This is a genomic window from uncultured Roseobacter sp. (assembly GCF_947501835.1).
Lineage (GTDB): Bacteria > Pseudomonadota > Alphaproteobacteria > Rhodobacterales > Rhodobacteraceae > Roseobacter.
In genome coordinates, this window is sequence record NZ_CANMXR010000006.1 from 46965 (window position 1) to 70988 (window position 24024).

Annotated in this window: 17 protein-coding genes and 1 tRNA gene; 11 read left to right on the top strand and 7 right to left on the bottom strand. The window is 58.5% G+C overall.

What is annotated here, in order from left to right:
- Positions 1-114 precede the first annotated feature (114 nt).
- The 4 genes from gltB to Q1A20_RS13560 all read right to left on the bottom strand — a co-directional run bounded on the left by gltB (position 115) and on the right by Q1A20_RS13560 (position 7222).
- Positions 115-4647 (bottom strand): glutamate synthase large subunit, encoded by a 4533-nt coding sequence (gltB, locus tag Q1A20_RS13545; protein WP_299917115.1) that lies wholly within the window; start codon positions 4645-4647, stop codon positions 115-117.
- Entirely contained in the window at positions 4647-5126 is a 480-nt protein-coding gene (locus Q1A20_RS13550; protein ID WP_299401897.1) for a GFA family protein, read from the bottom strand. Before Q1A20_RS13550 ends, gltB begins: the two co-directional genes overlap by 1 nt.
- Positions 5123-5548 (bottom strand): GFA family protein, encoded by a 426-nt coding sequence (locus Q1A20_RS13555; RefSeq protein WP_299401898.1) that lies wholly within the window; start codon positions 5546-5548, stop codon positions 5123-5125. The genes Q1A20_RS13550 and Q1A20_RS13555 overlap by 4 nt, the downstream gene beginning before the upstream one ends.
- A 240-nt stretch (positions 5549-5788) precedes the next feature.
- Positions 5789-7222, bottom strand: coding sequence for an NAD(P)-dependent oxidoreductase (locus Q1A20_RS13560; protein ID WP_299917117.1), 1434 nt, complete (start codon positions 7220-7222; stop codon positions 5789-5791).
- Between the two features lie 220 nt (positions 7223-7442).
- Here Q1A20_RS13560 and Q1A20_RS13565 point away from each other — a divergent pair, with 220 nt between their 5' ends.
- A complete protein-coding gene (locus Q1A20_RS13565; protein WP_299917119.1) occupies positions 7443-8246 on the top strand; it encodes an undecaprenyl-diphosphate phosphatase in 804 nt (267 codons plus the stop codon).
- On the opposite strand, the gene Q1A20_RS13570 is transcribed toward Q1A20_RS13565, so the two are convergent.
- Entirely contained in the window at positions 8243-9226 is a 984-nt protein-coding gene (locus Q1A20_RS13570; protein ID WP_299917121.1) for a complex I NDUFA9 subunit family protein, read from the bottom strand. The genes Q1A20_RS13565 and Q1A20_RS13570 overlap by 4 nt on opposite strands.
- Before the next feature lie 218 nt (positions 9227-9444).
- Here Q1A20_RS13570 and Q1A20_RS13575 point away from each other — a divergent pair.
- A tRNA-Leu gene (locus Q1A20_RS13575) sits at positions 9445-9530 on the top strand.
- Between the two features lie 492 nt (positions 9531-10022).
- Here Q1A20_RS13575 and Q1A20_RS13580 read toward each other — a convergent pair.
- Together Q1A20_RS13580 and Q1A20_RS13585 are read right to left on the bottom strand one after the other, a co-directional pair.
- Positions 10023-10460: a response regulator gene (locus Q1A20_RS13580; protein WP_298969223.1), complete on the bottom strand. Its 438-nt coding sequence runs from the start codon at positions 10458-10460 to the stop codon at positions 10023-10025.
- Between the two features lie 10 nt (positions 10461-10470).
- The gene (locus tag Q1A20_RS13585) at positions 10471-12273 is read right to left on the bottom strand and encodes a CHASE domain-containing protein (protein WP_299401900.1); all 1803 of its coding nucleotides are present in this window, start codon (positions 12271-12273) and stop codon (positions 10471-10473) included.
- 589 nt (positions 12274-12862) lie between these two features.
- On the opposite strand from Q1A20_RS13585, the gene Q1A20_RS13590 reads away from it, so the two are divergent.
- The 9 genes from Q1A20_RS13590 (at position 12863) to Q1A20_RS13630 (ending at position 23933) form a co-directional block, all read left to right on the top strand.
- Entirely contained in the window at positions 12863-13189 is a 327-nt protein-coding gene (locus Q1A20_RS13590) for a hypothetical protein (protein WP_299917123.1), read from the top strand.
- Between the two features lie 264 nt (positions 13190-13453).
- Positions 13454-14932 (top strand): LuxR C-terminal-related transcriptional regulator, encoded by a 1479-nt coding sequence (locus Q1A20_RS13595; protein ID WP_299401902.1) that lies wholly within the window; start codon positions 13454-13456, stop codon positions 14930-14932.
- Between the two features lie 89 nt (positions 14933-15021).
- The gene (locus Q1A20_RS13600; RefSeq protein ID WP_299401903.1) at positions 15022-16044 is read left to right on the top strand and encodes an ABC transporter permease; all 1023 of its coding nucleotides are present in this window, start codon (positions 15022-15024) and stop codon (positions 16042-16044) included.
- Entirely contained in the window at positions 16041-16922 is an 882-nt protein-coding gene (locus Q1A20_RS13605) for an ABC transporter permease (protein WP_299401904.1), read from the top strand. Before Q1A20_RS13600 ends, Q1A20_RS13605 begins: the two co-directional genes overlap by 4 nt.
- Positions 16919-18619: an ABC transporter ATP-binding protein gene (locus Q1A20_RS13610; RefSeq protein ID WP_299401905.1), complete on the top strand. Its 1701-nt coding sequence runs from the start codon at positions 16919-16921 to the stop codon at positions 18617-18619. Before Q1A20_RS13605 ends, Q1A20_RS13610 begins: the two co-directional genes overlap by 4 nt.
- Positions 18620-20164 (top strand): hydantoinase/oxoprolinase family protein, encoded by a 1545-nt coding sequence (locus Q1A20_RS13615; protein ID WP_299401906.1) that lies wholly within the window; start codon positions 18620-18622, stop codon positions 20162-20164. It begins immediately after the preceding gene.
- Complete coding sequence (locus Q1A20_RS13620) at positions 20157-21248, top strand: DUF917 domain-containing protein (protein ID WP_299401907.1); 1092 nt, start codon at positions 20157-20159, stop codon at positions 21246-21248. The genes Q1A20_RS13615 and Q1A20_RS13620 overlap by 8 nt, the downstream gene beginning before the upstream one ends.
- On the top strand, positions 21248-22342 hold the full coding sequence (locus tag Q1A20_RS13625) for a DUF917 domain-containing protein (RefSeq protein ID WP_299917126.1): 1095 nt from the start codon (positions 21248-21250) through the stop codon (positions 22340-22342). The genes Q1A20_RS13620 and Q1A20_RS13625 overlap by 1 nt, the downstream gene beginning before the upstream one ends.
- Before the next feature lie 19 nt (positions 22343-22361).
- Positions 22362-23933, top strand: a complete 1572-nt coding sequence (locus tag Q1A20_RS13630) for an ABC transporter substrate-binding protein (RefSeq protein WP_299401909.1) — start codon at positions 22362-22364, stop codon at positions 23931-23933.
- Positions 23934-24024: the final 91 nt, after the last annotated feature.

A 24024-nucleotide genomic window follows, 5' to 3' on the forward strand; every position in this document is an offset into this window, starting at 1 on the left:
CTCCTGGCCTTCTTTTTGCTGCGCGTTGCCATGGGCCAGCTATAGGGCGGCAATCAAGACTTGTGAACCGCAATAGATGGTATGGGCCAGGTCAGAAGCGACCCGGCCACAGGATCATTCGGCAGGCATCGCGGCCCCTTCCAGGCTCAAGGGGGCGGGCAGATGCACCAGCATCTCCTTGGGGCAAATCTGCAGGAAGTGCTGCTTTTCGCTCTCCCAGTGCTGCAGAATATCGGCCGCGCGGCGGCTGCCGGTCTCCCCGAGGTGCGCTTCGAGCAGTTCTTCCAGCTCGCCCATCCAATGGTCCACGGTCACCGGGCAGGTGACCAGCGTCTCCATGTTCATCAGCGCCGGCGCACGTCCTTCGGGGTCATAAAGATAAGCCATGCCACCGGTCATACCGGCCCCGAAATTGGCGCCGATATCGCCAAGGATCACGGCAACCCCGCCGGTCATATATTCACATCCGTTTGACCCGCAGCCTTCAATGACGACCTTTGCGCCGGAGTTGCGCACGGCAAACCGCTCCCCCGCGCGCCCGGCAGCAAAGAGATATCCATCCGTCGCGCCATAAAGCACCGTGTTGCCGATGATGGTGTTCTTTGCCGCCTCAATGGGGGACGCCATCGGCGGGCGCACGACAATCATGCCACCCGACAGCCCCTTGCCGACATAGTCGTTGGCATCGCCCGAAACCTCAAGCTTCAGCCCCGGCGCCGCAAAGGCCCCCAGGGACTGGCCAGCAGAGCCGCTCAGTTTCACGGTCAAATGATCAGGCTGCAACGTATTGCGCATCCCGAACTTCTTGACGATATGGCTCGACGTGCGCGTGCCTACGGTGCGGTGGGTGTTTTGCACGGCATAGCTCAGCTGCATCTTCTCGCCGTCCTGCAGGAAGCGCGCCGCGTCGCGCACGATCTCCGCGTCTAACGTGTCGGGCACGGCGTTACGCTCCTTGGCTCGGTCATAGACGATATCCGCCGCGCCATCGACGGTGATCAGCAGCGGGTTGAGATCGAGATCATCCAGATGCGCAGACCCACGTGACACCTGCGCCAGCAAATCCGCCCGCCCGATCACGTCATCAAGGCTGCGTGCACCGATGCGCGCGAGGATTTCGCGCACTTCGGTGGCATAGAAGGTGATCAGGTTCACCACCTTATCGGCATTGCCGGTGAACTTCTCGCGCAGGGATTCGTCTTGCGTGCAAACGCCCACCGGGCAGGTGTTCGACTGGCACTGGCGCACCATGATGCAGCCCATGGCGATCAGCGCCGCGGTGCCGATGCCGTATTCCTCGGCGCCCAGCATCGCGGCCATCACGATGTCGCGCCCGGTGCGCAATCCGCCATCGGTGCGCAGGGTCACGCGCTCGCGCAGATTGTTCATGCTCAGAACCTGGTGGGCTTCGGTCAGGCCCATCTCCCACGGCAGACCCGCGTATTTAATCGAGGTCGCAGGCGAGGCCCCGGTGCCACCATTATGCCCTGAAATCAGAATGATATCGGCCTTGGCCTTGGCCACACCGGCGGCAATTGTACCCACGCCGGAGGAAGCCACCAGTTTGACCGTCACCTTGCAGCGCGGGTTCACCTGCTTGAGGTCATAGATCAGCTGCGCCAGATCTTCGATGGAATAGATATCATGGTGCGGCGGCGGTGAGATCAAGGTTACGCCTTTGGTCGAGTGCCGCAGCCGTGCAATCAGGTCGGTCACTTTCATACCCGGCAGCTGGCCACCTTCGCCGGGCTTGGCCCCTTGCGCGACCTTGATCTCCAGCTCTTCGCATTGGTTGAGATATTCCGCCGTGACGCCAAAACGCCCCGAAGCGACCTGTTTGATCTTGGCCGAGGGGTTATCGCCGTTCGGCTCCGGGACAAAATGGGCCGGGTCTTCGCCCCCTTCGCCACTGTCGGATTTCGCACCGATCCGGTTCATCGCCACGTTCAGCGTCTTGTGCGCCTCTGGGGAAAGCGCGCCCAGCGACATGCCCGGCGTGACAAAACGCTTGCGGATTGAGGTGATGCTTTCCACTTCCTCGATTGGAACCGGCGCGCCCAGCGGCTTGATATCCAGCAGGTCGCGCAGATGTATTGGCGGATTGCTCTGCATCTTGGCCGAATATTGCTTCCACATCTCGTAGGACGCGCGGTTGCAGGCCATCTGCATCATATGCATCGAGGTCGCTTCCCAGGCGTGGGTCTCACCGGATTGGCGTGCTTTGTAAAACCCGCCGATGGGCAGAACCGAAGCGGGCCCGGACCACGCTTTGGCATGAACCTCTTCCGCTTTGCGCTGGATGCCACTCACCCCGATGCCGGAAATCCGGCTGGTCATGCCAGGGAAATACTCCGCCACCATCGCGCGCGAAAGGCCCACGGCTTCGAAGTTCAGCCCGCCGCGATAGGAGGAAATCACCGAAATCCCCATCTTGGCCATAATCTTCAACAAGCCCTGATCAATCGCAATCCGGTAACGGTCGATCGCTTGTGTCAGGGTCATATCCAGCAGCCCACGCTCAATCCGGTCTGCCAGAGAATCTTCGGCCAGATAGGCGTTCACGATGGTCGCCCCGGCGCCGATGAGCACGGCAAAATAATGCGGATCAACACATTCCGCAGACCGCACGCTGATCGATGTGAAAGTCCGCAGCCCTTTGCGCACCAGATGGCTGTGCACCGCAGAGGTCGCCAAGATCATCGGCATCGCAACCTTATCGGTGTCGGATGTCTGATCGGTCAGCACAATGTGCCCGGCGCCAGAGCGCACGGCATCTTCGGCTTCGGCGCGGATGCGTTCGAGGCCAGCGCTCAGGCTGCCCGCCCCGGAGGCAAAGGTACAGTCGATGGTGACCACATCGGCATTGAAATGCCGGATCAGCTCGTCGAATTGCGCGTTGCCCATAAAGGGGCTGTCGAGGGTGAAAATTTCGGTCTGGCTGCTGTCTTCATCCAGCACGTTCTTGAGATTGCCGAACCGTGTTTTCAGGCTCATCACCCGGTATTCGCGCAAGCTGTCGATGGGCGGGTTTGTCACCTGGCTGAAATTCTGACGGAAGAAATGGCTGAGTGGGCGGTATTTTCCCGACAGCACCGCCGAGGGTGTATCGTCCCCCATCGACGCCAAGGTTTCCTTGGCATCCTCGGCCATAGGCGCCAGGATTTGCTCCAGCTCCTCTACGGTATAGCCTGCCGCCACCTGCCGTTTCCGCAGTTCAGCGCCGGCGAAGAGGGGCCGTTCCGTGACGTGATCCAACGCTTTTTCAAGATCGTTGATCTTGCCGACCCATTCGCCAAACGGTTGGCTGGCGGCGAGCTTGTTCTTGATTTCCTTGTCGTGGAATAGCTTTCCCTCGGCCATGTCCACGGCAAGCAATTGCCCGGGGCCCAGCGCACCTTTCTCTACCACGGTCGCCTCATCAAGCGGGACCATACCAGCCTCGGACCCGGCAATCAGCATGCCGTCGGAGGTCACCACATAACGCATCGGACGCAACCCGTTCCGGTCGAGACCCGCGCAGACCCACCGGCCATCGGTCATCGCCAGCGCCGCCGGGCCATCCCAAGGCTCCATCACCGAATTGCAGTAGGAGTACATGTCGCACCACGCCTGCGGCAGTTCCACTGCCTGTTTCGACCAGCTTTCGGGCACCAACATGGTCTTGGCCATGGGGGCATTCCGCCCCGCGCGAACAAGCACTTCGAAGACCGCGTCCAGAGCCGCGCTGTCACTGGACCCGGCGGCCACGATGGGCTTGATGTCTTCCGCCATATCACCGAACGCACTCGACGCCATGCGGATCTCGTGGCTTTTCATCCAATTCAGGTTGCCTTTGAGCGTGTTGATCTCGCCATTATGCGCCAGCATGCGGAAGGGTTGCGCGAGCCACCACTGCGGGAAAGTGTTGGTCGAATAGCGCTGGTGATAGATCGCAAAGGCACTCTCGAAGCGTTCATCCATCAGATCGGGGTAGAATTCCGCCACCTGTTCGGCCAGCATCATGCCCTTGTAGATGATCGATCGGCAGGACATCGACGCGATATAGAGCGTCGGCACCTGAGCCGCCAAAGCCGCCTTTTCAATACGGCGGCGGATCACATAAAGCTCGCGCTCGAAGGTATCTTCATCCACGCCTTTGGCGTTGGAAATCAGGATCTGCTCAATCTCCGGCCGGGTCGCATTGGCTTTTTCGCCCAGACAGGAAATGTCTACGGGCACATGTCGCCAGCCATAGATGTAATACCCCATCCGCAGCACTTCGGTCTCGACAATTGTGCGACACGTCTCCTGTGCGCCGAAATCTGTGCGGGGCAGGAACACCTGGCCCACCGCGATCATCTCGTCCGTGCGCGGGTCGTGCCCCGTGCGCTTCACCTGATCGTAGAAAAACTCCACGGGAATTTGTACGTGGATGCCCGCTCCGTCGCCGGTCTTGCCGTCCGCATCCACAGCGCCCCGGTGCCAGATCGCTTTGAGCGCCTTGATCCCATTTTCGACCACGCCCCGGCTTTTCTTGCCATCGACCGAGACGACCAGACCCACGCCACAGGAGGAATGCTCCTCCGACGGATCGTAAAGCCCCTTCTCGGCCATCATCGCCCGCTTCGCTTCCTCGCGAGCCATCCAGTTGTCGTCATAGATGGTCATCAGTTGTCTCCTTCAACGAATGGGTATTTGGCCTGCACCTCGGCCCGTGTCTTGCGGCGATGCTCGCCCCTTAGGCACGCATAATTCGGCGCCAGGTCTGTGTAGATTTCTGACAGCAGCACAAAGTCCGCCGCCTCCTTGAAAAGCCCCGGAAAAAGCTCGATCTCCGGCTCATCCGGGTCGGTGGACCTCAGCCACACCGAACTTCCGCAGGTCTCGCAAAAGCCCCGCTCCGAAAAGGACGAGGACGCATAACTCCTGACCGGCCCCGTGACCGCGACCGCCTTTGTCTCCGCAACAAAGGAGCCGAACAGCATCCCGTTCCACCGCTGGCACATCACGCAATGGCAGGCGCCAACGGCCGCAACGTAGTTGCCGTCAATCTCGATCTTGACCGCACCACAGAGGCACCGGCCCGACATCTGACCTGTCCGTCTGTGCGGCGCGATCAGTGCGTCTCTTGCCGCCGCGTCCGTCATGCGTCGCCCTCGAACATCGCGATGGTCTCTTCGGTGCTTAACTTGCGGTGGTTCCCCTTCAGCGCGTAGCCCTGCGGGCACTCGTCGGCGAAGAATTCCAGCGTCATCTCACCCAGCGCCGCGCCATCAAACAGCCCCGCCGCCGGGTGGCGTACGCCATCAGCCTGCGTGCCGTACCACAAGGTTGACCCGCAGGTGCCGCAAAAGCCGCGCTCTGCCCATTCCGACGACGCATAGCTCTGCGCAGGGCCTTCGACGGTCAATGTGCCAGGCAAGGTATCAACCGATATGAACATGCCAGAGGTATGCTGGCGGCACATGTCACAATGACAGGCTCGCAAACGCGGCAGCTCCGTCTGCACAGCGATCGTAACCGCGCCACACAGGCACGAACCGCGCAGGGTTTGTGACGCGTCACTCATATCTGAGCTCCGGTTTGGTTACCCAAAACACGCCGCCCGCATTGCAATGCCCGGACACCTGAAAATCATCGGTTTTCATGCGCGCACCCGCTCTTGCGGCGCGCTGCGTGCTCCCGGTCCGATTTGCCCTGTAACCCTCTTGGGTCATGATTGCTGTCCTTAACGGTTTCTGGTCGCGCACAACGTACTGACGTTTGACCGATGCGATATCGACGCCGCATCGAGGTTGATTTGAATGCTTTATTCCGCGGCCAACGCCGCACTGTCACCGAGGCTTTTCAGGATTGCATCCGCGCAATCGCGCCCGTCCCGGATGGCCCAGACCACCAGCGAGGCGCCCCGGACGATGTCCCCCACCGCATAGACGCCGTCGAGGTCGGTCGCGCCAGTGGTGAACGCCGCCTTGATCGTGCCCCAGCGGGTCACAGGCAATTCCGGCTGATCCCAAAGTGTCGGCAGCGCTTCTGGCTCAAACCCCAGCGCCATGATCACCAGATCGGCGTCTTCCACATAATCCGCATCCTCGATCACCTCCGGCGCTTGCCGACCGGTGGCATCCGGCGCGCCGAGGCGCATCTTCTGCACCATCACACCCGTCACCGGATCGCCGACAAAACCCTTGGGCGCAGAGAGCCATTCAAAGATCACACCCTCTTCCTCGGCATTCTGCACCTCGCGCTGAGAGCCCGGCATATTCGTCCGGTCGCGCCGATAGAGGCATTTGACGCTCGTGGCGCCTTGCCGGACAGAGGTGCGCACACAATCCATCGCCGTGTCGCCGCCACCAATAACCACAACGCGCTTGCCCTCGGCGTTCAGCTCCCCGGAATCGAATTCCGGCACTGCATCGCCAAAGCTCTTCCGGTTCGAGGCGGTCAGGAAATCAATCGCCCGCACAAGACCCGTGGCACCCACGCCCGGCGCTTCGATTTCCCTTGATTTATAGACACCTGTGGCAATGATCACCGCGTCGTGACGGCTGCGCAGCTCGTCAAAGCTGATATCCTCGCCGACGTTGGTATTCAGCTCAAACGTGACGCCGCCCTGCTCCAATTGGTCGTTGCGGCGCATGACCACGTCTTTCTCCAGCTTGAAGCCCGGAATGCCGTAGGTCAGCAGCCCGCCCGCACGGTCATACCGGTCATAGACGGTCACCTGCACACCGGCGCGACGCAGCACGTCCGCGGCAGCCAACCCGCCTGGCCCGGCCCCGATGATTCCAACCGATTCCGCGCGCTCCTGTGTCGGCGAGATCGGCAGCACCCAACCTTTTTCCCAGGCGGTGTCGGTGATGTATTTCTCAACCGCGCCGATGGTCACGGTGCCGTGGCCCGATTGTTCGATAACACAATTCCCTTCGCACAGACGATCTTGCGGACAGATCCGGCCACAGATTTCGGGGAACGTATTTGTCGCCTGACTGACCTCATAAGCCTCCTTTAACCGGCCTTCCGCAGTCAGGCGCAGCCAGTCGGGGATGTTGTTATGCAGCGGGCAGTGGCTCTGGCAATAGGGCACGCCGCACTGGCTACAACGACTCGATTGCTCTTGCGCTTTTGCTTCTGCGTACTCTGCGTAGATCTCATTGAAGTCTTCGCGGCGTGCGTCAGCAGCGCGCTTTTCGGGCATGTCCCGCTCAACGGTCACGAATTTCAACATCGGCTGTCCAGACATCACCCAATTCCTCCACCAAAGCTCAGAAGCGAACGCATACGCGAACTCAGACCGGAAATAAAGTCAGTTATACTTACCTATAATGAAAAAAAATAGGTCATCCAAGCTTTCGCTCGCAGGGATTCTCTAAAATAAGGTCCGAATCGGACTTTCTTTGGTGCTTTCCATTTGATTCCCTGACTTTATACCACAGTCACATACTGCCGGTATTGGACTAAACATGACGCTCTTTCAGCTCTTTGTCGTCGCAGCCCTTCAGGGTCTGACCGAATTCTTACCGGTCAGCTCTTCCGGACATCTGGTGCTGCTGCCGGCGCTGACCGGTGGGCCAGATCAAGGGCTAGCCATTGATGTGGCCGTTCATGTCGGAACGCTCTTCGCCGTTGTATTATATTTCTGGACGGACGTGAAAACTGCTCTCCTTGGCACCACCCGACTAATGCGCGGCCGCGTTGACACCCAAGGCGCATTTCTCGCGCTTTGCCTAGCAGTTGCGACTGTGCCTGTCGTAATTGCGGGGGCTGTGATCAAACTGGCAGGTCTGGACGAGATGCTACGATCGGTGGCCGTGATCGGATGGACCATGCTGGGCTTCGGTATCGTGCTCTATTGGGCAGATAAATCCGGTGGCACGGAACGCACCGCGTCGGATTGGCGCCTGCGGGATGCGGTCGCCATGGGCCTGGCGCAAATGCTTGCTCTGATCCCCGGCACCTCACGCTCCGGCATCACCATCACCGCAGCCCGCAAGCTCGGGTATGAGCGGGAGGGTGCTGCCAAACTCTCCATGTTGATGTCGATCCCGACAATTGCCGCCTCCGGCCTTTTGCTGGGCGTTGATGTTGTACAGGAGGCAAATTGGGCCGTCGCGCGCGATGGGATGATCGCAGCGGTGTTTGCTTTTTTCGCAGCATTGCTCGCGCTGATCCTGATGATGCGATTGCTGCGCAGCGTCAGCTTCACACCCTATGTGATCTACCGCGTCATTCTTGGCATTGTACTATTGTTTTACGCTTATGCCTAAGTGCGCAGGTTCTTGGCCGATTCCTTGATCGCATCGTATTGGCCCGACGGTCTGAAACGCCACAGATAATCCGGCAGAACCGATGCCATGGAAACCGGCGTGATACCGAGATCGGCAAAGCTTTTTGCATCATCACTTACGACATTGTCCTTGGCCAGATTACGCACCTGATCCCGTGTGATCATCGAATTTGTGAAAAGACCGACCGTCAGTGTCTGCAGCATATCAAAGCCAAACGCCATGATCCGCGCAATGAAGAACGGGATATTCAGCACCAGCCGACGCCGGTGAATAACAGCGAGCATTTGCTGCATCAACGACCTGAAGCTTGCGACATCCGGCCCACCCAGCTCGTAAACTCCTGGAGCGGCTTTGCCGGTCACTGCAAGCTCCGCCGCTTTTGCGACATCATCTACGAAAACGGGCTGGAAACGCGTATCGGCCCCCACCACCGGGAGCACAGGCCCCAAGCGGCTCATGGATGCAAAACGATTGAAGAATTGGTCTTCGGGGCCAAAAATGATCGATGGACGCAAGATCACGGCCTGCGGCATATGCTCCAAAACACCCGCCTCGCCCTCGGCCTTGGTGCGGGCATAGTCGCTCTCGGACCCTGCATCGGCACCAATGGCGGAGATATGGACAAGGCGCGCGACCTGCTCCTCGGCTGCGATGCGCGCCACCCGCGCAGCACCCTCTGCCTGCACACTGTCAAAACCGTTCTTGCCACTTTCCGCGAGAATACCGACGCAGTTCACCACGGCATCTGCACCCGCCATGACCGCACGCACAGATGCGTCATCACGAATGTTGCACAACACCGGCTCCACCTGACCCACGACACCATAGGGCTTTACGAAAATCGCCTCGTTTGGGCGTCGCACAGCCACTCGCACGCGCCAGCCCGCCTTGGCCATACGCCGCGCTATATAACGCCCGACAAAGCCGGAACCCCCATAAATCGTGATCAGTTTCGACATGATAGGCCTCATTTAACGATGTCTTACTGGATGTACCTCTGCGCATCCCATGAGACAAGGCGCAAATCGGCGCATGGTCAGTGACGAAATCGACCAAGCTTGCGCATTTCGCTGCTTGTTTCCGGCCTTTCGCGGTTGATCGAGATACGTCGGTCATTTCGACAATTTCCGTTTGACACCTACACAGCTTGGGCTTAAACGCGAGCTCCACGACACCTGCCCAGGTGGCGGAATGGTAGACGCGCTAGCTTCAGGTGCTAGTGTCCGTATGGACGTGGAGGTTCGAGTCCTCTCCTGGGCACCAATTCCCTGAAATATTTTTTTTATATAAATATATTAGGAGATTTGGATTGATTTCGATCCACCTCGTCATCCGCCTTTTGTTGTGAAAATCAGAGCTTTTCGATTTGGCGGGACATATGGGGACAAAGCGCTAAGTTTTGACCTGATTTAGGGTAACATGAATTCACGTCCGCTGGTTGCCGTACACGCTGAGCCGTTACAGACGCTTCAATCGGTGGTCGGGCAGGTTAATGAGCTCAGAGAGTAAGTCGAGCGATTTTGTAAGACGCCCGTAGTCGTCATGGGGTGGTCTTGGGGCACGTGGCTCGGGTGTTTATTTGCAGCGCAAAACGAGACTTTGGTTCGCAAGCTATTCTTGGTGAGGAGCGGACCCTTCGAGGCGAGCTGCGCCTTGGATATCCGCACAACAAAGAGTTCTCGTCTTTTGAACAAAGAGCGCGACGAATTGAAGACACTCAGTCTTAAGAATGGTGACCCGGTTGTTGTCGCGCGCTCATGGAGCTTGCAAAGCGATCGGTCGGACAGGATGTTCACAGATGTCCCAATACTGTTGCAGAGACTTGATGACCTCGGTCATTTCAGCAGATCCTCCAGGCTTGACAACATAACCACTCGCATAGTTGCCGTATGCCAGCTCAATGTCTCTCGGATCGTCAGATGTTGTCACAACGACAACTCTTGACGAAGCCAGATGCTCACTTGCCCGCAGTTCCTTCAGGAACTCATGGCCGTTCATGCGTGGCATGTTAATATCAAGGAGGATCACATATGGATCCTGAACTCGCCTGTCTGCATTTTGTTCGTTTAGGATTTCCAGTGCTTCAACGCCATCCTTTGCGCGAACGACCGAGCTGCTGGTTCCAGTAGTCCGCAGGGCGCGTTGAAACAACAAAACATCCACGTCATCATCTTCGACCAAGAGTATGTTCATTTTTTGCCCCTCACGCCGCGACCCTGGCGCCCTGGACCACATCGGATTTCGGGTCCTTTGGCCACTGGAAAAAGAACCTCGCGCCTGCACCAATATTCGAGATAAGCTTCACCTCGCCACCGTGTACCTCAACGGCTTTTTTGACGACGGCCAGCCCGACTCCAGTGCTCTCAGGCGCGTCTCCAGTTCGGAGGGTCTGAAACATCTCGAAAATACGATCATGGTATTTTTGATCGATACCAGGGCCGTTGTCGGCGACTGAAAATTGCAAGAAATCTGATGTTTTTTGGCACGTGATGAAGATTCTTAAATCGGCCACCGCCTCGTGGTACTTCACTGCATTTCCCACAAGATTTTCGATAACCCGCCTTAGCCCGACTGGATCGACACTGACCGTGTTCACAGAACTGTTGAGCTCAACCTGATGTGATGCAAGCCCGAAATCGGACGCAAGAGACGTTATCAATTCGCTCAGGTCGAGGGGGCTGCAGTCTTCCGATTGCGCGCCAACCCTTGAAAATTCAATAATGCCGTTTGTCAGGTCGGTCATGCGCTGCACTCGGTCCAGGATGAGGTCAAGGCTCATTGCGATTTCCGGGTTTGCACTCGGTGAGGAAAGATAGTCTTCCAGATCCTCTTTCAGCATCTCCGTCAGTCCACCGATGCCGCGTATGGGTGTCTTCAGATCATGAGATGCAGCATATGCGTACCGTTCCAGCTCCTCGTTGCTTCTCACCAGTTTCTGCTGCTCAATTCGCAAATCTTCTGTCACCTTGTCGGCGTAGGCGACAGCATTGCGGTTTGCGCGCGCCATCATGATCAGAAGCGAGAGAATAAGCGCTTCGATGACAATCCCTCCAACCAGGATCACGGTTGGTTGCACGTAGCTGTTGTTCTCTCGAAAAGCGAGGTTTGACCGGATGTCCAGAGTCCAGGAGCGTCCGTAAAAATTGAGCTGTACCTCTTCGGTAAACATCGGCGCCGGGTCGTGAAGGTCTTCGGCGGACGAGTGTTCATCATAGATTGTCTGGCCTGCATCGCTGATGCTTATGCTGGTATGGCGCAAGTCCTTGGCCAGCAGCCCGTCCAGCAGTTTGCGGACCACAAATGGCGCGTAGACGACGCCGTCGATCTGGTTCTGCCGGTCGCCAAGTTCGGTGGGCACACCGCCTCTGTAGAAGGGCGCGTAGAACAGGAAACCTGGCATGGCACCGGCATCCTGCACAAGTACGATAGGCCCGGTGATCTGGGCATCACCCGTGTCGCGGCTCGCGAGGGCTGCCGTTCGTCTATTCAGTTCATGTGCCACATCCAGACCCACCGCCGCCGCGTTGATTTCCTCTGGCTCAATAAACGAAATTGGCATGTACGTAGGATGATCGTGCGGCGGGAAGATATTGAAATTCGGCTGTTCGGAGCGACGCTGGTCAAGATATGTGTTGAGCGATTGATCTGAAAGAAAGTGGATCACACCAATACCATTGATGCCAGGGTACTTCTCATCGATACGCAGATGTGTCGCAAAGGTTCGCCATTGCGCACGTGTCATGTCGCCATCGTGAGACTCCATGGCGGCGACACCGGCCCAGAGGGCATCTTCGTACTTCAGCATCCTGTCCCGGAGCAGGCCGACAATGTGATCGCGCGAGGCATCAAATCTCTGCTCGATCCGGCTTTCAGCCTGCTTCTTTGAGAAGTGCCAAGCACTGAACGTCAGGGCCATCGACAATGCTACGACGAGAACGTGCAGGATCGAGATCCGAATGTTGACAAGGGGCGGTATCGTCATCTGCTGCCACTGTGTTCTTTTCATCGGACATTCATGATCGAAAACATATAATTTCAGATAAACGTCTGGTCAGAGAGTGGAATTTGTATCGCCGTCGCCGAATTGTTTTCACAGGGTCGGTCTTTGCCCTCGCATTGAATGATCGGTCTGACGAAATGGGCTGCATCGTTGCAATGCGTGCGCTGCGTCGGCGAATGGATGCTGCGTCAGCAATAGCTGTAACTGCACAAATCCGGTTTGCCCAGCACAGCAGCCATTAACGCGTCGTTAATGTCGGAGTCGGCAGGACGCCCAAATGAATGTTTGGAAAGTCTGCATCCGCCAGATCCGCAACTAACTAACAAACGGCAAGGGTACGTCCGCGTTGATAACGAGGCCGAAGCGCAAGCGTTGGTTGGCATGGACCACGCCCACTTGTTCCCGAAGCAATGCATGTGGCCTTGAAGCCCAGATAAGTGGGTTTGCTGGAGTAACTAGGCGGCACAGCAGTGTTGATGTTGTGATTGTTGTTAATGTCCGTTTCGAGCCAACCCGCCACCGAAATCAAATCGCCTTGACCCACAACTAAAGTATCTATCGGCTTGGCTTCGAAACTCTGTCGAGGGCTTGGAAGATGGCGAAAGAGAAGAAATCCTATGACCTGGTGGTGAGTATCACCGAAGAAGTGACAAAGGAAAAAATCATGGGCGTGGTCGAACGCGCGGCTGTGGCGACCGGACTCTACATCTCGCGCATAGGGGGCTACTCGCGCGTAAAGTATCCCAATTCCGTGCATTGGCACTTCAAGAGGGACAAGAAGGAACCCGGTTTGATCGACGCCACTTTCTGGAAGGAAGGGACGAAATTCTGGCTTATTGTCAGAAACAATGAACCTCAATGGGTTCATGATACCGCACCGCTGCTTCAGAAGGCGCTCGAAGGCGAGTTGGCAGAACTCTAGCCAATGTCCGCTGCGAGCCCAAAGAAACGCATGCTTCACAACTCGCGAGTGTCCGTTGTGGGGCACCCGCCAATTCCACGACTAACGTTTCAAACCAATATTTTGAAATCACTTCGACCCATCGGCGCACTCGCGGCAATTCTTCGATCAGCCGACGACGCACATAGGTTCAAGATCGATACCTCTTGATGGACATAGTCTTGCGGTTTGCGGCCAGTGTCCGATCACCTTGAAAAACCCTACCACTCCGAGTCTACTGCCAGAATGCCGGTAGCTGACGCATCAGAGGCTCGTAAAGAGTTCATCAGGGGTGGCGGGCTTATTTACCCGTTTCGCCACGGATACGCCAAGCTTGCGCATCTCCTCGACAAGTTGCAGCCTGATGAGTGGCGTCAGGACGAGGCAGTGCTGGGTGGTCTGGTCATGCACCTCTTGAAGTCCGGTCAGGCCTCCCGCGCGAAATCCTATTTGCATGCTGTCAACTTGGAGTTTGAGAAGACCTATCAGTTCGAGTTGCTGGATCTGTTGCTGGCCCTTCATCTTGGTGAACCTGTCAGCGACAACAAACTCGCGTCATGGCGCAGGCTGGAACGCGCCCTGCCGATCTCAAACGCATTGCTGCAGGGGCTCTATTACAACGCCATGATGGCGATGCTTGTGCGCCTGCTGCGGCTGGAGGACGCTCGGGTGGCCGGTCAGCAGGCGATCTCGTGCTACCGCGAGGATGGTCATTCCTATCTGGAGCACTTCATTCATATCCATCTGGCTGATCTCGATGTCGTGGACGGCCGATTGCGGCGCGCGGCGCGCGGGCTGCGGACGGCGGAGCGGTGTCTGGAAGTGTCGCGCACCCGATACGGAAACGAAGAAGAGGTCATTGAGGTCATCCGCCTGGCAATCGAGTATGAGCGCGGAAATCTGGAACGCGTCCGGCAACGCGCGCCCGATCTGCGCAACAGCCTGTTGATCGGCGACAGTTGGTCAGAGCTTTTCTACCAGCTGGCGCGCATCGGTGTTATGAGCACTTACTTCCTGAAGGGCCGACAGGCCGCGCAGATTGAGCTCGAGACATATCAAGCCGACTATGCGCGGCGTCACAGCGGCGCCCCGCTCACCATTGATGTGCTGCAGGCGCAGGTATCGCATCTTGAATGGCATCCCAACGAAGCTGAGCGGCAGCTTGAGGCACTTGATGCCGCCCCGATCCACAGTTCGATTGGTCAAATTGTTCGGGATGAGCTGCAAACAGCATTGCGTCTCAAGGAGCTTACCCCCTCCGCCACGCCAAGAGGCGCCATTGTGACTGCGCTTCAACATGCGCAACGCGTGCGCGGGAAACTTCGACGACAGCATATCGAACACGCGATGAGGCTGGCGCTGGAGGAACGGCAGATCGCGCCGTTTATCGAACACAGGGACGTTTTTCTGGGCGCAAGTGCGCGCTTGACCTCCGGCCAATTCCTGCGCGGCAACATCCCCCTGTCTCGTCTGGCCAGACAAATTGTACGGGCCGTCGAGCAAAGCTATGTGATACCTGAAGAACTAAAGGCTCTAGGCTTTAACAGCCGGCAATACCGAGTCGCCGCAGCACTGCAATCGGGCTTATCTAACAAGCAGGTTGCCCGACAACTGGGCATTTCAGAGGCAACGGTGAAGTATCATCTGACATCCGTCTACCGACTGGCGGGTGTTTCGAATAGAATTCAACTTATTGATTTAATGTCAAATTTAGAAGTTTTTTAATATTCCTAGACTTTTTAGATCAGTATTCGACTAAATTCAGGATGCCTGCGTTGGTATCCGTCGTCCAAGGTTTCCCTGGGGAAATCTTGATGTTTGCTTATCTTTTCAGACGCACATTTACGCTTCTTTTTGTCCTCTTGGGACTCGCCGTTCTGATTTTCGTGATCGCGCGGATTGTTCCGGGCGATCCTGCGCGTATCGCGCTGGGGCCTTTGGCGACCGCTGAACAGGTCTCTCAGTTGCAAGAGGAAATGGGCCTCAATGATCCCTATCCGGTGCAGCTGTGGACCTATCTGAGCGGGCTGGTCCAAGGCGATCTGGGCAAGTCGCTTTTGACGTCGCGCCCGGTGATGGATGACATCATGGGTGCTTTGCCCGCCACGTTCGAGCTCGTGCTTTTCACGGTCGTTCTGCAGGTTCTGATTTCGATCCCGCTTGGGGTTATCGCCGCCATTTACCGCAATACATGGATTGATGGCGTTCTACGGGTGATTTCCCTTTTGGGTGTGGTCACCCCGGGGTTCGTCCTGGCGATTATTCTGCAACTGATTGCAGCGCATTACTTGGGATTCTTCCCTGTGACGGGACGCCTCGACCCGGGTATCGGTTTTTCCGCAGATGTGACGGGGCTTCTGACCATTGATGGGCTGATTGCTGGACGCTTCGACGTCGTTGTCGACGCGCTGCGGCATTTGTTCCTGCCGACGATTGCTTTGGCTGCTGCTGGCATCGGGCAAGTGATGCGTATCACCCGCACAGCGATGATCGAGGTCGCCTCGCGCGATTTCGTCGAGGCATCGCGGGCTTACGGCATACCAGAACGCGTGGTGACGTTCCGCTACATGCTACGCGTTGCCTCGGTGGCACCGTTGACCATTCTCGGGCTGGAATTCGCCTCACTTATCGGCAATGCCTTCATTGTCGAGTTCGTCTTCTCCTGGCCCGGCATTGCCAGCTACGGTGTGCGCACGATCCTGCAGAAAGATCTCAATGCGGTGATCGGGGTTGTTCTCGTCTCCGGCGTATTCTTCGTCGTCGCCAACCTGACCATCGATCTGCTGCTTGGCATCCTCGATCCCCGACACCGCATTCGGGCGGCGCGTGGGTCATGAGCGCGATGAACGACCCCGACGCCCCGGCCCACGGACTGACTGCGCGCCAGATGGCTCTATATCGGTTCCGCCGCAACCCTTTGGCGGTTATCGGAGCGCTGATCGTGTTCAGCGTTATCCTTGCGGCGGTTTTCGCGCCCTGGATCGCCCCGTCGCCGGAAAGTGCGGGGTCCTTTGTCGATTTTCGCAACCGGCACAGCCCACCGAACTGGGATAACCTCATGGGTACCGACAACGTCGGGCGCGACGTGTTCAGCCGGGTCATCTTTGGCTACCGGGTCTCGCTCGGACTGGTCGTGGGTGTTCTGGGGGTTGCGGTGCCGTTCGGCGTTGTACTCGGCCTCTGCGCTGGGTATTTCGGTGGCTGGACGGAAACCATCATCATGCGGTTCACCGACATCATGCTGGCCCTGCCGCCGCTTGCTATGGCGCTGGCAATCACCGCGGTTCTGTCGCCAAATCTGATCAATGCGATGATCGCGATCACGCTTCTCTGGTGGACCTGGCACACCCGGCTGATCTACCGGATCGTGAAAGGCCAGATGAACGAAGACTACGTCGAGGCCGCGCGCGTCGCCGGGGCGTCTCACACCCATATCCTGTTCCGGGAATTGCTCCCCAACTGCTTTTCTGCGGTGGCCGTCAAAATCTCGCTTGATGCGGGTTTTGTCATCCTCTTTGGCGCAGCACTCTCATTTCTCGGGCTGGGCGTGCAACCTCCGACCCCGGACCTTGGCACGATGGTCGCCACCGGGTCCGAGTATCTGCCCGAGATGTGGTGGCAAGCGGTGATGCCTGGCCTGGCAATTCTCTACGCGATCCTCGGTTTCAACCTCTTGGGCGACGGGTTGCGCGACATGCTGGATGTCGAACTATGAACCCGCTTCTGGATATCCGCGACCTGTGCATCGGGTTCGACGCCTACGGCCAGCACCGGCGTGTGCTGCACAACGTCGATTTGCATGTGAACGAAGGCGAGCGGGTTTCGCTGATCGGGCAGTCCGGCTCGGGCAAGACCGTGACCATGCGCACGATCATCGGGACCCTGCCGATGCCGCCGGGCAAGGTCGAACAGGGCAGCATCCACTACAACGGTCAATCCCTGCTCGATCTGAACAAGCAGGACCGTAATCGGCTGAAAGGCACAGGCATCTCGATTGTCCTGCAGGACCCGATGCTGTCGTTCAACCCGGTGCTGACCATCGGGCGGCAGATGGACGATGTCATCCGCTACGGCGACCTGCGCCTTGGAGCCTCGCGCTCTCGGGCAGACCGTAGGGCCCATATGATCGAGACACTGAAAAAGGTGCAGCTCAGGGATGGCGGCCGTGTCCTCGACAGCTATCCGATGATGCTGTCGGGCGGGATGCGCCAACGTGTGTTGATCGGGATGGCCCTGTTGAACAAGCCGCGCCTGCTGATCGCGGATGAGCCGGGTACCGCGCTCGACGTGACCACACAGGACGAAATTCTCGCGCTACTCAACCGGCTGGTGGCGGAAGAGGGGCTGTCGCTCCTGTTGATCACCCACAACCTCGGCGTGGTGCGCGAGATGGCTGACCGGGTCTACGTGATGGAGCGCGGGCATATCGTCGAAACCGGCACGCGCGACGAGATCTTTGACGCGCCGAAGCACGCCTACACCCGCGAATTGATGGCCGCAGTGCCGCCGCTTTATGGCGATGGCGTCAAGACCACCGAACATGAGGGTACTCAGCCGATTGTCGATGTTGCATCCGTGTCAAAGGACTTCGAGACGCGCAGCGGCTGGCTCAATCGGGTCACCGGCAGTTTCCGCGCGGTGAACGACGTGTCACTGACCGTCCGGCAGGGCGACATCTTCGGGATCGCTGGTGAAAGCGGCTCCGGCAAGACGACGCTGGCCAAGATCATCATGGGGCTGACCGCCCCCACTAGGGGCGCGGTGCAGATCGACGGACGATCGCTGGACGGGTTCGCGGGCACGCAGGAGTTTCGCAAGCTCATACAGATCGTCTATCAAAATCCGGGCTCGTCGCTGAACCCGCGCCGAACGGTGGGCGATCAACTGGCGGTCCCGCTGAAGTTCACCGGCTTTGACAAGCCGTCAATCAATCGCCGCATTTCAGAACTGCTCGACCTCGTGGAACTGCCGCAGAACTATTCGGCCATGTATCCGCATGAATTGTCCGGCGGGCAAAAGCAGCGGGTCGCCATCGCGCGCGCGCTGTCGGTGAACCCAAAGATCCTTGTGCTGGACGAACCAACCTCGGCGCTTGACGTTCTTGTGCAATCCACGGTGATCGACCTATTGCATGATCTGCGGCGCGAATTTGATCTGACCTATATCTTCATCAGCCACGACCTCAGCCTTATGCGCAATTTCTGCAACCGCGTCGCTGTCATGTTGCGCGGTGAGGTCGTCGAAACCGGTCCGGTCGCGGATATTTTCGACACGCCGGGCCATCCTTACACGCGCGCACTGCTGTCGGCGATTCCTGTGATCTCGCCTGAAGAAGACGCGCTCAAACCCATTGTCAGCAAAGAGGAGCGGGCCGCTGTGCTTGCCACCTCAACAGAACTGGAGGACACCTAGATGTTTCGAATTGGCGTCGATGTTGGCGGCACGAATACGGATGCTGTCGTGATGCAGGGCGACAGGATTCTGTCCGGTGTGAAATCCCCCACGACCGAAGACGTGATGGGGGGCGTGGTCGATGCGGTCGAACGCGCGATAGCCGACGCTGGCATCGAAAAGTCAGGTGTCACAGCGGTGATGATTGGCACAACCCACTTCACCAACGCCGTGGTCGAGCGCCGTCATATTGCGCGGACAGCCGCCGTCCGTCTTTGCCTGCCCGCCGCGCAGTGCCTGCCGCCGATGGTGGACTGGCCCGATGACATGCGCGAGGCCGTCGGTGGCCACTTCTGGATGGCAAAAGGTGGCAACGAATTCGACGGGCGAACGATTTCCGAGTTGGACATGGCCGAGCTTGACACCATCGCCGCCGAGATCGGCGAAGCGGGGATCGACACCATTGCCATCACATCCGTGTTTTCGCCGGTCAGCGACGAGATGGAGCGCGCAGCGATGGCGCGTCTTGCCGAGCGCCTGCCAGATGCCAGCTTCACTTTGTCGAGTGAGATCGGACGTCTGGGCATTCTGGAACGCGAGAATGCAGCAATCATGAATGCATCGCTGCGCGCCCTTTCAGAACGGACCGTGGATGCCTTTGGTCGGGCGCTGGAAAAGGTGGGCGTGACCTGCCCCTATTTCATCACCCAGAATGACGGCACGCTGATGAACCGCAGTTTCGTGCAATCGTACCCCGTGCTGACCTTTGCGTCCGGCCCCACCAACTCTATGCGCGGCGCTGCCTTCCTGTCCGGCAAGACCGAGGCCATCGTTGTGGATGTGGGCGGAACAACCACCGACGTCGGCGCTTTGGTCAAAGGCTTCCCGCGCCCGGCCAGCACCACGGTTGATGTGGGCGGGGTCCGCACGAATTTCCGCATGCCCGATGTCTTTGCCATTGGACTGGGCGGCGGTACGATTGTCAGCGCCGAGGGAGAACCTCTGAGCGTTGGCCCGAAATCCGTCGGCTACCGATTGACGCAAGAGGCCCTGATCTTTGGCGGCAAAACCTTGACCACCTCCGATATCGCCGTGGGCCTTGGTCTGGCGGACTTCGGCGACACATCTGCGCTCTCTGGCGTGTCACCGGATCACATGATGGCCGTCAAGGCGCATACGGACACCATGCTGCTGAACGCGGTCGAACGGATGCGCGTGTCGCCCGACCCGATCCCGGTGCTGGCGGTGGGGGGCGGGTCCATCCTTGTGCCGGAACAGGTGGGCGACTTGCCGGTGATCCGCCCTGAACATTTTTCTGTCGCGAATGCGGTTGGTGCAGCTATTGGCCAGATTTCAGGCGAGGTGGATCGCATTTTCTCGCTGGAAAGCAAATCACGCGAGGAGGCTCTGAAAGACGCCCGCAAGGAAGCGACTGACAAGGCCATTGCCGCCGGTGCCAAGCCCGACAGCATCGAGCTTTTGGATCAGGAGGACGTGCCGCTTGCCTATCTTCCCGGTAATGCCACGCGGATCCGTCTCAAAGTCGTCGGTGACATGAATGGCTGAGCGGTTAAGAGAAGTCACCGATGCCGATCTCGATGCGATCGAGATCGGAGCGGCCATCCTTGGAACGGGGGGTGGCGGCAACCCCTATATCGGCAAGCTGCGCTGCCGTGAGGAGTTGAGAAAGGGGAGACGCATTCCGGTGATCCCGCTGGAGGAACTGCCAGACGACGCGCTGGTCGTGTCGCTGGGCGGCATCGGCGCGCCGGTGGTGGGCGTCGAAAAGATCGAGGAAGGCGAGGAGTGCCTGCGCGCCCTGCGCGCGGTCGAACGCGAAGTGGGAAAACCGGTGGATGCGCTGATTTCGGTCGAGATTGGCGGCGCCAACTCGATGGAGCCGATGTTGACAGCGGCGCAAGCTGGATTGCCAGTGGTAGACGGCGACGGCATGGGCCGGGCCTTTCCCGAGATGCAGATGTGCACTTGGTCGATCTACGGACACCGCGAGGCCCCGGCCGCCATGGCTGACGAAAAGGGGTCCATCGTGGTGATCCGTGACACGCCCGACGACATCTGGCTGGAACGCATCGCGCGCGCGGTTGTGGTAACCATGGGGGCTGCGGCGGGTCTTGCCACGCGACCCATGCGCGGCGATTTCGTCAAACGCGCCGCCATTCCGGGGACAATCACGCAGGCGCTCAACCTGGGCCGCGCCGTGCTGAAAGCGCATCGGACCAACGCCGACCCGGTTCAGACGGTCATCAATCAGGAGCGTGGCCGGTTGCTGATGACGGCCAAAATCGTCGATCTTGAACGGCACCTCAAAGGGGGCTTTGCGGTGGGCCATCTCGCGCTGGAAGGGTTTGGTGCTTTTGCGGGCGACACCGGATGGATCGATCTGCAGAACGAGTTTCTGGTCTTTCGACGCAATGGAAATGTCGAGGTCTGCACACCCGATCTGGTTGTCGTGCTCGACAGTGACACCGGGCTGCCGATCACCACCGAAATGCTGCGCTACGGACAGCGGGTCGCCGTGCTGGGCCTTCCGGCCCACCCGCTCATGCGCTCACCCGAAGCACTGGCCGTCGTGGGGCCTGCGGCCTTTGGATATGACGACATCACGTTCACGCCCATGGAGACGTCGTAATGGAAAAAATCAAGACGATCACACGCGCGGACATGGCGGATGTTGCCCTGGGTGGAGCCTTTCTCGGCACCGGAGGCGGTGGAGACCCCTACATTGGCAAGCTTATGGCAGAGCAGGCCATTGGCGAAAACGGCCCGGTCCCGGTCATCGGTATCGATGCGCTTGACGATGATGCTCTGATTGTGCCGGTCGCAATGATGGGGGCGCCAACAGTCATGCTCGAAAAGCTCCCGCGCGGCGACGAGGCGATCTCAGCCCTACGCTCGCTGGAGGCGGTGCTTGGCCGCAAGGCAGATGCCATTTTTTGCATCGAGGCCGGTGGATTGAATTCGACCATTCCCATCGCGGTCGCAGCTGCGGCAGGTTTGCCCATCGTGGACGGTGATGGCATGGGGCGTGCCTTTCCTGAACTGCAGATGGTGTCGATGACGATGTTTGATGTCCACGCTTGCCCGATGGCCATGGCAGACGAGAAGGGCAACGCGCTGGTGCTCAACACCGTCGATAATCTGTCGACGGAGAAGTTCGCCCGCGTCATTACCGTTGAAATGGGGGGCGCCGGGCTAATCGCACTTTACCCGATGACAGGGGCGCAGGCGAAACGCGCAATCCTGCGGGACTCCCTGTCGCTGATCGCCTGCATCGGGCGGATCATCACAGCTGAACAAAGCGCCAATCGCAACCCTGCCGACAGGCTGGCCGCCGATCTGGGCGGCATGCGCCTCTTCGAGGGACGCGTCACAGATGTGGACCGGCGCACCGAAGGTGGCTTTGCCCGCGGTCAGGCGGTGATCGAAGGGCTGGAAGCCTATCAAGGCCGCAGCCTGACACTGAAATTCCAGAACGAGTTCCTGTTGGCGGAGGAAGACGGCACGCCTGCCGCGATTACGCCTGATCTGATTTGCCTTCTCGATCTGGAAACCGGGCAACCGATCACGACAGAACAGATGGCCTATGGCTACCGCGTGATCGTGTTCGGCCTGCCCAGCGATCCGAAATGGCGCACGGATCACGGGCTGGAATTGGTTGGGCCAAAATACTTTGGTTACGACATTTCCTACCAACCCATCGAAGAAATTAACGCAAAAAACTGACAGAACGGAGGTAACTACAATGCAAACCCTGAGATCAAAAGGCATAAGTGCGGTGGCCGCATCGGCCTTACTGCTTGGCGCAGGCATGGCTTCGGCTGATAATGTCATCACGGTCAATGCGACCCAGATTTTCGGCACCGTCGATCCGGCAAAGATCAACGACTACACCGAATACATGGCCGGCGTGAACCTCTACGAGGCGCTGACAACGCTGGATGGAAGCGGCGCGATTCAGCCGCTTCTGGCCGAAAGCTGGACGGCGTCCGAGGACGGGCTGACATGGACCTTTACGCTGAAAGAAGACGCTACCTTTCAAGACGGCAGCACCATCGAAGCCAAGGACGTCGTGTGGAGTGTCGACCGCTTGCTTTCCATCAACGAGGGGCCTGCCTATCTGTTCGAGGGGATCCTCAGTGTCGGGTCCGTCACCGAGGTTGACGCGCGCACGGTGCAGTTCCAGTTGGAAAAAACCTATGCGCCCTTCTTGACGACAACCCCTATTCTATTCGTCGTGAACGCTGACCTTGCATCGGAGAATGCAACCGACGACGACCTGTGGGCGCAGGACTTTGTCGCCAGCAACTCGGTCGGGGCCGGAGCCTACATGCTCGACAGCTGGGAACGCGGTGCCGGCATGACGATCAAGGCCTACGAGGGGTATCATCTGGGCTGGGATGAACAGAGGATCGACGAAGTACGCTTTGTCATTACCAATGAAGAGGCAACCGTGAAGGCGCTCGCTGCTGCCGGTACGCTGTCGATGTCCGCCGACAGCCAGGCGCAGGAAACATTTGACAGCATCGGCGCGCTCGAAGACTACCGGATCGAGGAATACGCGACGGCCGTGAATTTCTACTTCAAGCTCAACAACAACCGGGCCCCCACGGATGATGTAAACATCCGCAAGGCGATCGCCTATGCCACGGATTACGAAACCATTCGCGAGTTGATCCTGCCGGGTGAGCCGCTGTCCGGCCCCATGGCGCCAATCTTTGCCGACGCCTTTGCGGATGACATTCCAATGCCGGAGTTCAACCTCGAAAAGGCGCGCGAATATGTCGAGGCATCCAGCTACGCTGGGCAAGGTCCGATTGATGTGGAAATCATGTATGTTGCCGGCCTTGCTTTCGAAGAAGAGATTGGCCTGCTGATGAAATCGATCCTCGACACCATCGGCTTCAACACCATTCTTCGCCCCGAACCGTGGAACCGGATGACGGAACTTGCGGGCGATGTGGCCACGACGCCTGCGATCAACCAAGTGTTCTATGGCGCCACCTATCCGTCGCCTGACACATTCTTCTTTCCTCAATACCACAGCCGCGCGGCGGGGACCTGGGCGTCTATGGAATGGGTGCTGAGCGACGAGGTTGACGCGATGATCGATGCCGCGCGCGCCACGGCGGACGTAGAAGAGCAAAACGCGATCTACAAGGACTTGCAGCGCAGGCTGGTCAAAGATCAGGTGGGGGTCTTCCTGCTGACCCAGCGCAGCCAGCAAGCGTTCCACAACTGCCTGCAGGGCTTCACATGGGTGCCGATGCAGAGTTTTGAGTATAACTTCCACACCATGAAGTGGGTCTGCGAATAACACCATCTCCCCATTCAGGCGCTTCATTCACTGGGCGCCCGAATGGACAACTCCAAACAGACGACGGAAAGAGGCTGGGAGATAGGCTGTG

What these genes read in the sequence shown, in the direction of transcription:
- Q1A20_RS13550 (WP_299401897.1), bottom strand. Translation starts at nt 5,126, where the DNA reads ATGACGGACGCGGCGGCAAGAGACGCACTGATCGCGCCGCACAGACGG.
- Q1A20_RS13600 (WP_299401903.1), top strand. Translation starts at nt 15,022, where the DNA reads ATGTTTGCTTATCTTTTCAGACGCACATTTACGCTTCTTTTTGTCCTC.
- Q1A20_RS13570 (WP_299917121.1), bottom strand. Translation starts at nt 9,226, where the DNA reads ATGTCGAAACTGATCACGATTTATGGGGGTTCCGGCTTTGTCGGGCGT.
- Q1A20_RS13555 (WP_299401898.1), bottom strand. Translation starts at nt 5,548, where the DNA reads ATGAGTGACGCGTCACAAACCCTGCGCGGTTCGTGCCTGTGTGGCGCG.
- Q1A20_RS13580 (WP_298969223.1), bottom strand. Translation starts at nt 10,460, where the DNA reads ATGAACATACTCTTGGTCGAAGATGATGACGTGGATGTTTTGTTGTTT.
- Q1A20_RS13605 (WP_299401904.1), top strand. Translation starts at nt 16,041, where the DNA reads ATGAGCGCGATGAACGACCCCGACGCCCCGGCCCACGGACTGACTGCG.
- Q1A20_RS13625 (WP_299917126.1), top strand. Translation starts at nt 21,248, where the DNA reads ATGGAAAAAATCAAGACGATCACACGCGCGGACATGGCGGATGTTGCC.
- Q1A20_RS13560 (WP_299917117.1), bottom strand. Translation starts at nt 7,222, where the DNA reads ATGTCTGGACAGCCGATGTTGAAATTCGTGACCGTTGAGCGGGACATG.
- Q1A20_RS13590 (WP_299917123.1), top strand. Translation starts at nt 12,863, where the DNA reads ATGGCGAAAGAGAAGAAATCCTATGACCTGGTGGTGAGTATCACCGAA.
- Q1A20_RS13630 (WP_299401909.1), top strand. Translation starts at nt 22,362, where the DNA reads ATGCAAACCCTGAGATCAAAAGGCATAAGTGCGGTGGCCGCATCGGCC.
- Q1A20_RS13620 (WP_299401907.1), top strand. Translation starts at nt 20,157, where the DNA reads ATGGCTGAGCGGTTAAGAGAAGTCACCGATGCCGATCTCGATGCGATC.
- Q1A20_RS13565 (WP_299917119.1), top strand. Translation starts at nt 7,443, where the DNA reads ATGACGCTCTTTCAGCTCTTTGTCGTCGCAGCCCTTCAGGGTCTGACC.
- Q1A20_RS13595 (WP_299401902.1), top strand. Translation starts at nt 13,454, where the DNA reads ATGCCGGTAGCTGACGCATCAGAGGCTCGTAAAGAGTTCATCAGGGGT.
- Q1A20_RS13610 (WP_299401905.1), top strand. Translation starts at nt 16,919, where the DNA reads ATGAACCCGCTTCTGGATATCCGCGACCTGTGCATCGGGTTCGACGCC.
- Q1A20_RS13585 (WP_299401900.1), bottom strand. Translation starts at nt 12,273, where the DNA reads ATGAAAAGAACACAGTGGCAGCAGATGACGATACCGCCCCTTGTCAAC.
- Q1A20_RS13615 (WP_299401906.1), top strand. Translation starts at nt 18,620, where the DNA reads ATGTTTCGAATTGGCGTCGATGTTGGCGGCACGAATACGGATGCTGTC.
- gltB (WP_299917115.1), bottom strand. Translation starts at nt 4,647, where the DNA reads ATGACCATCTATGACGACAACTGGATGGCTCGCGAGGAAGCGAAGCGG.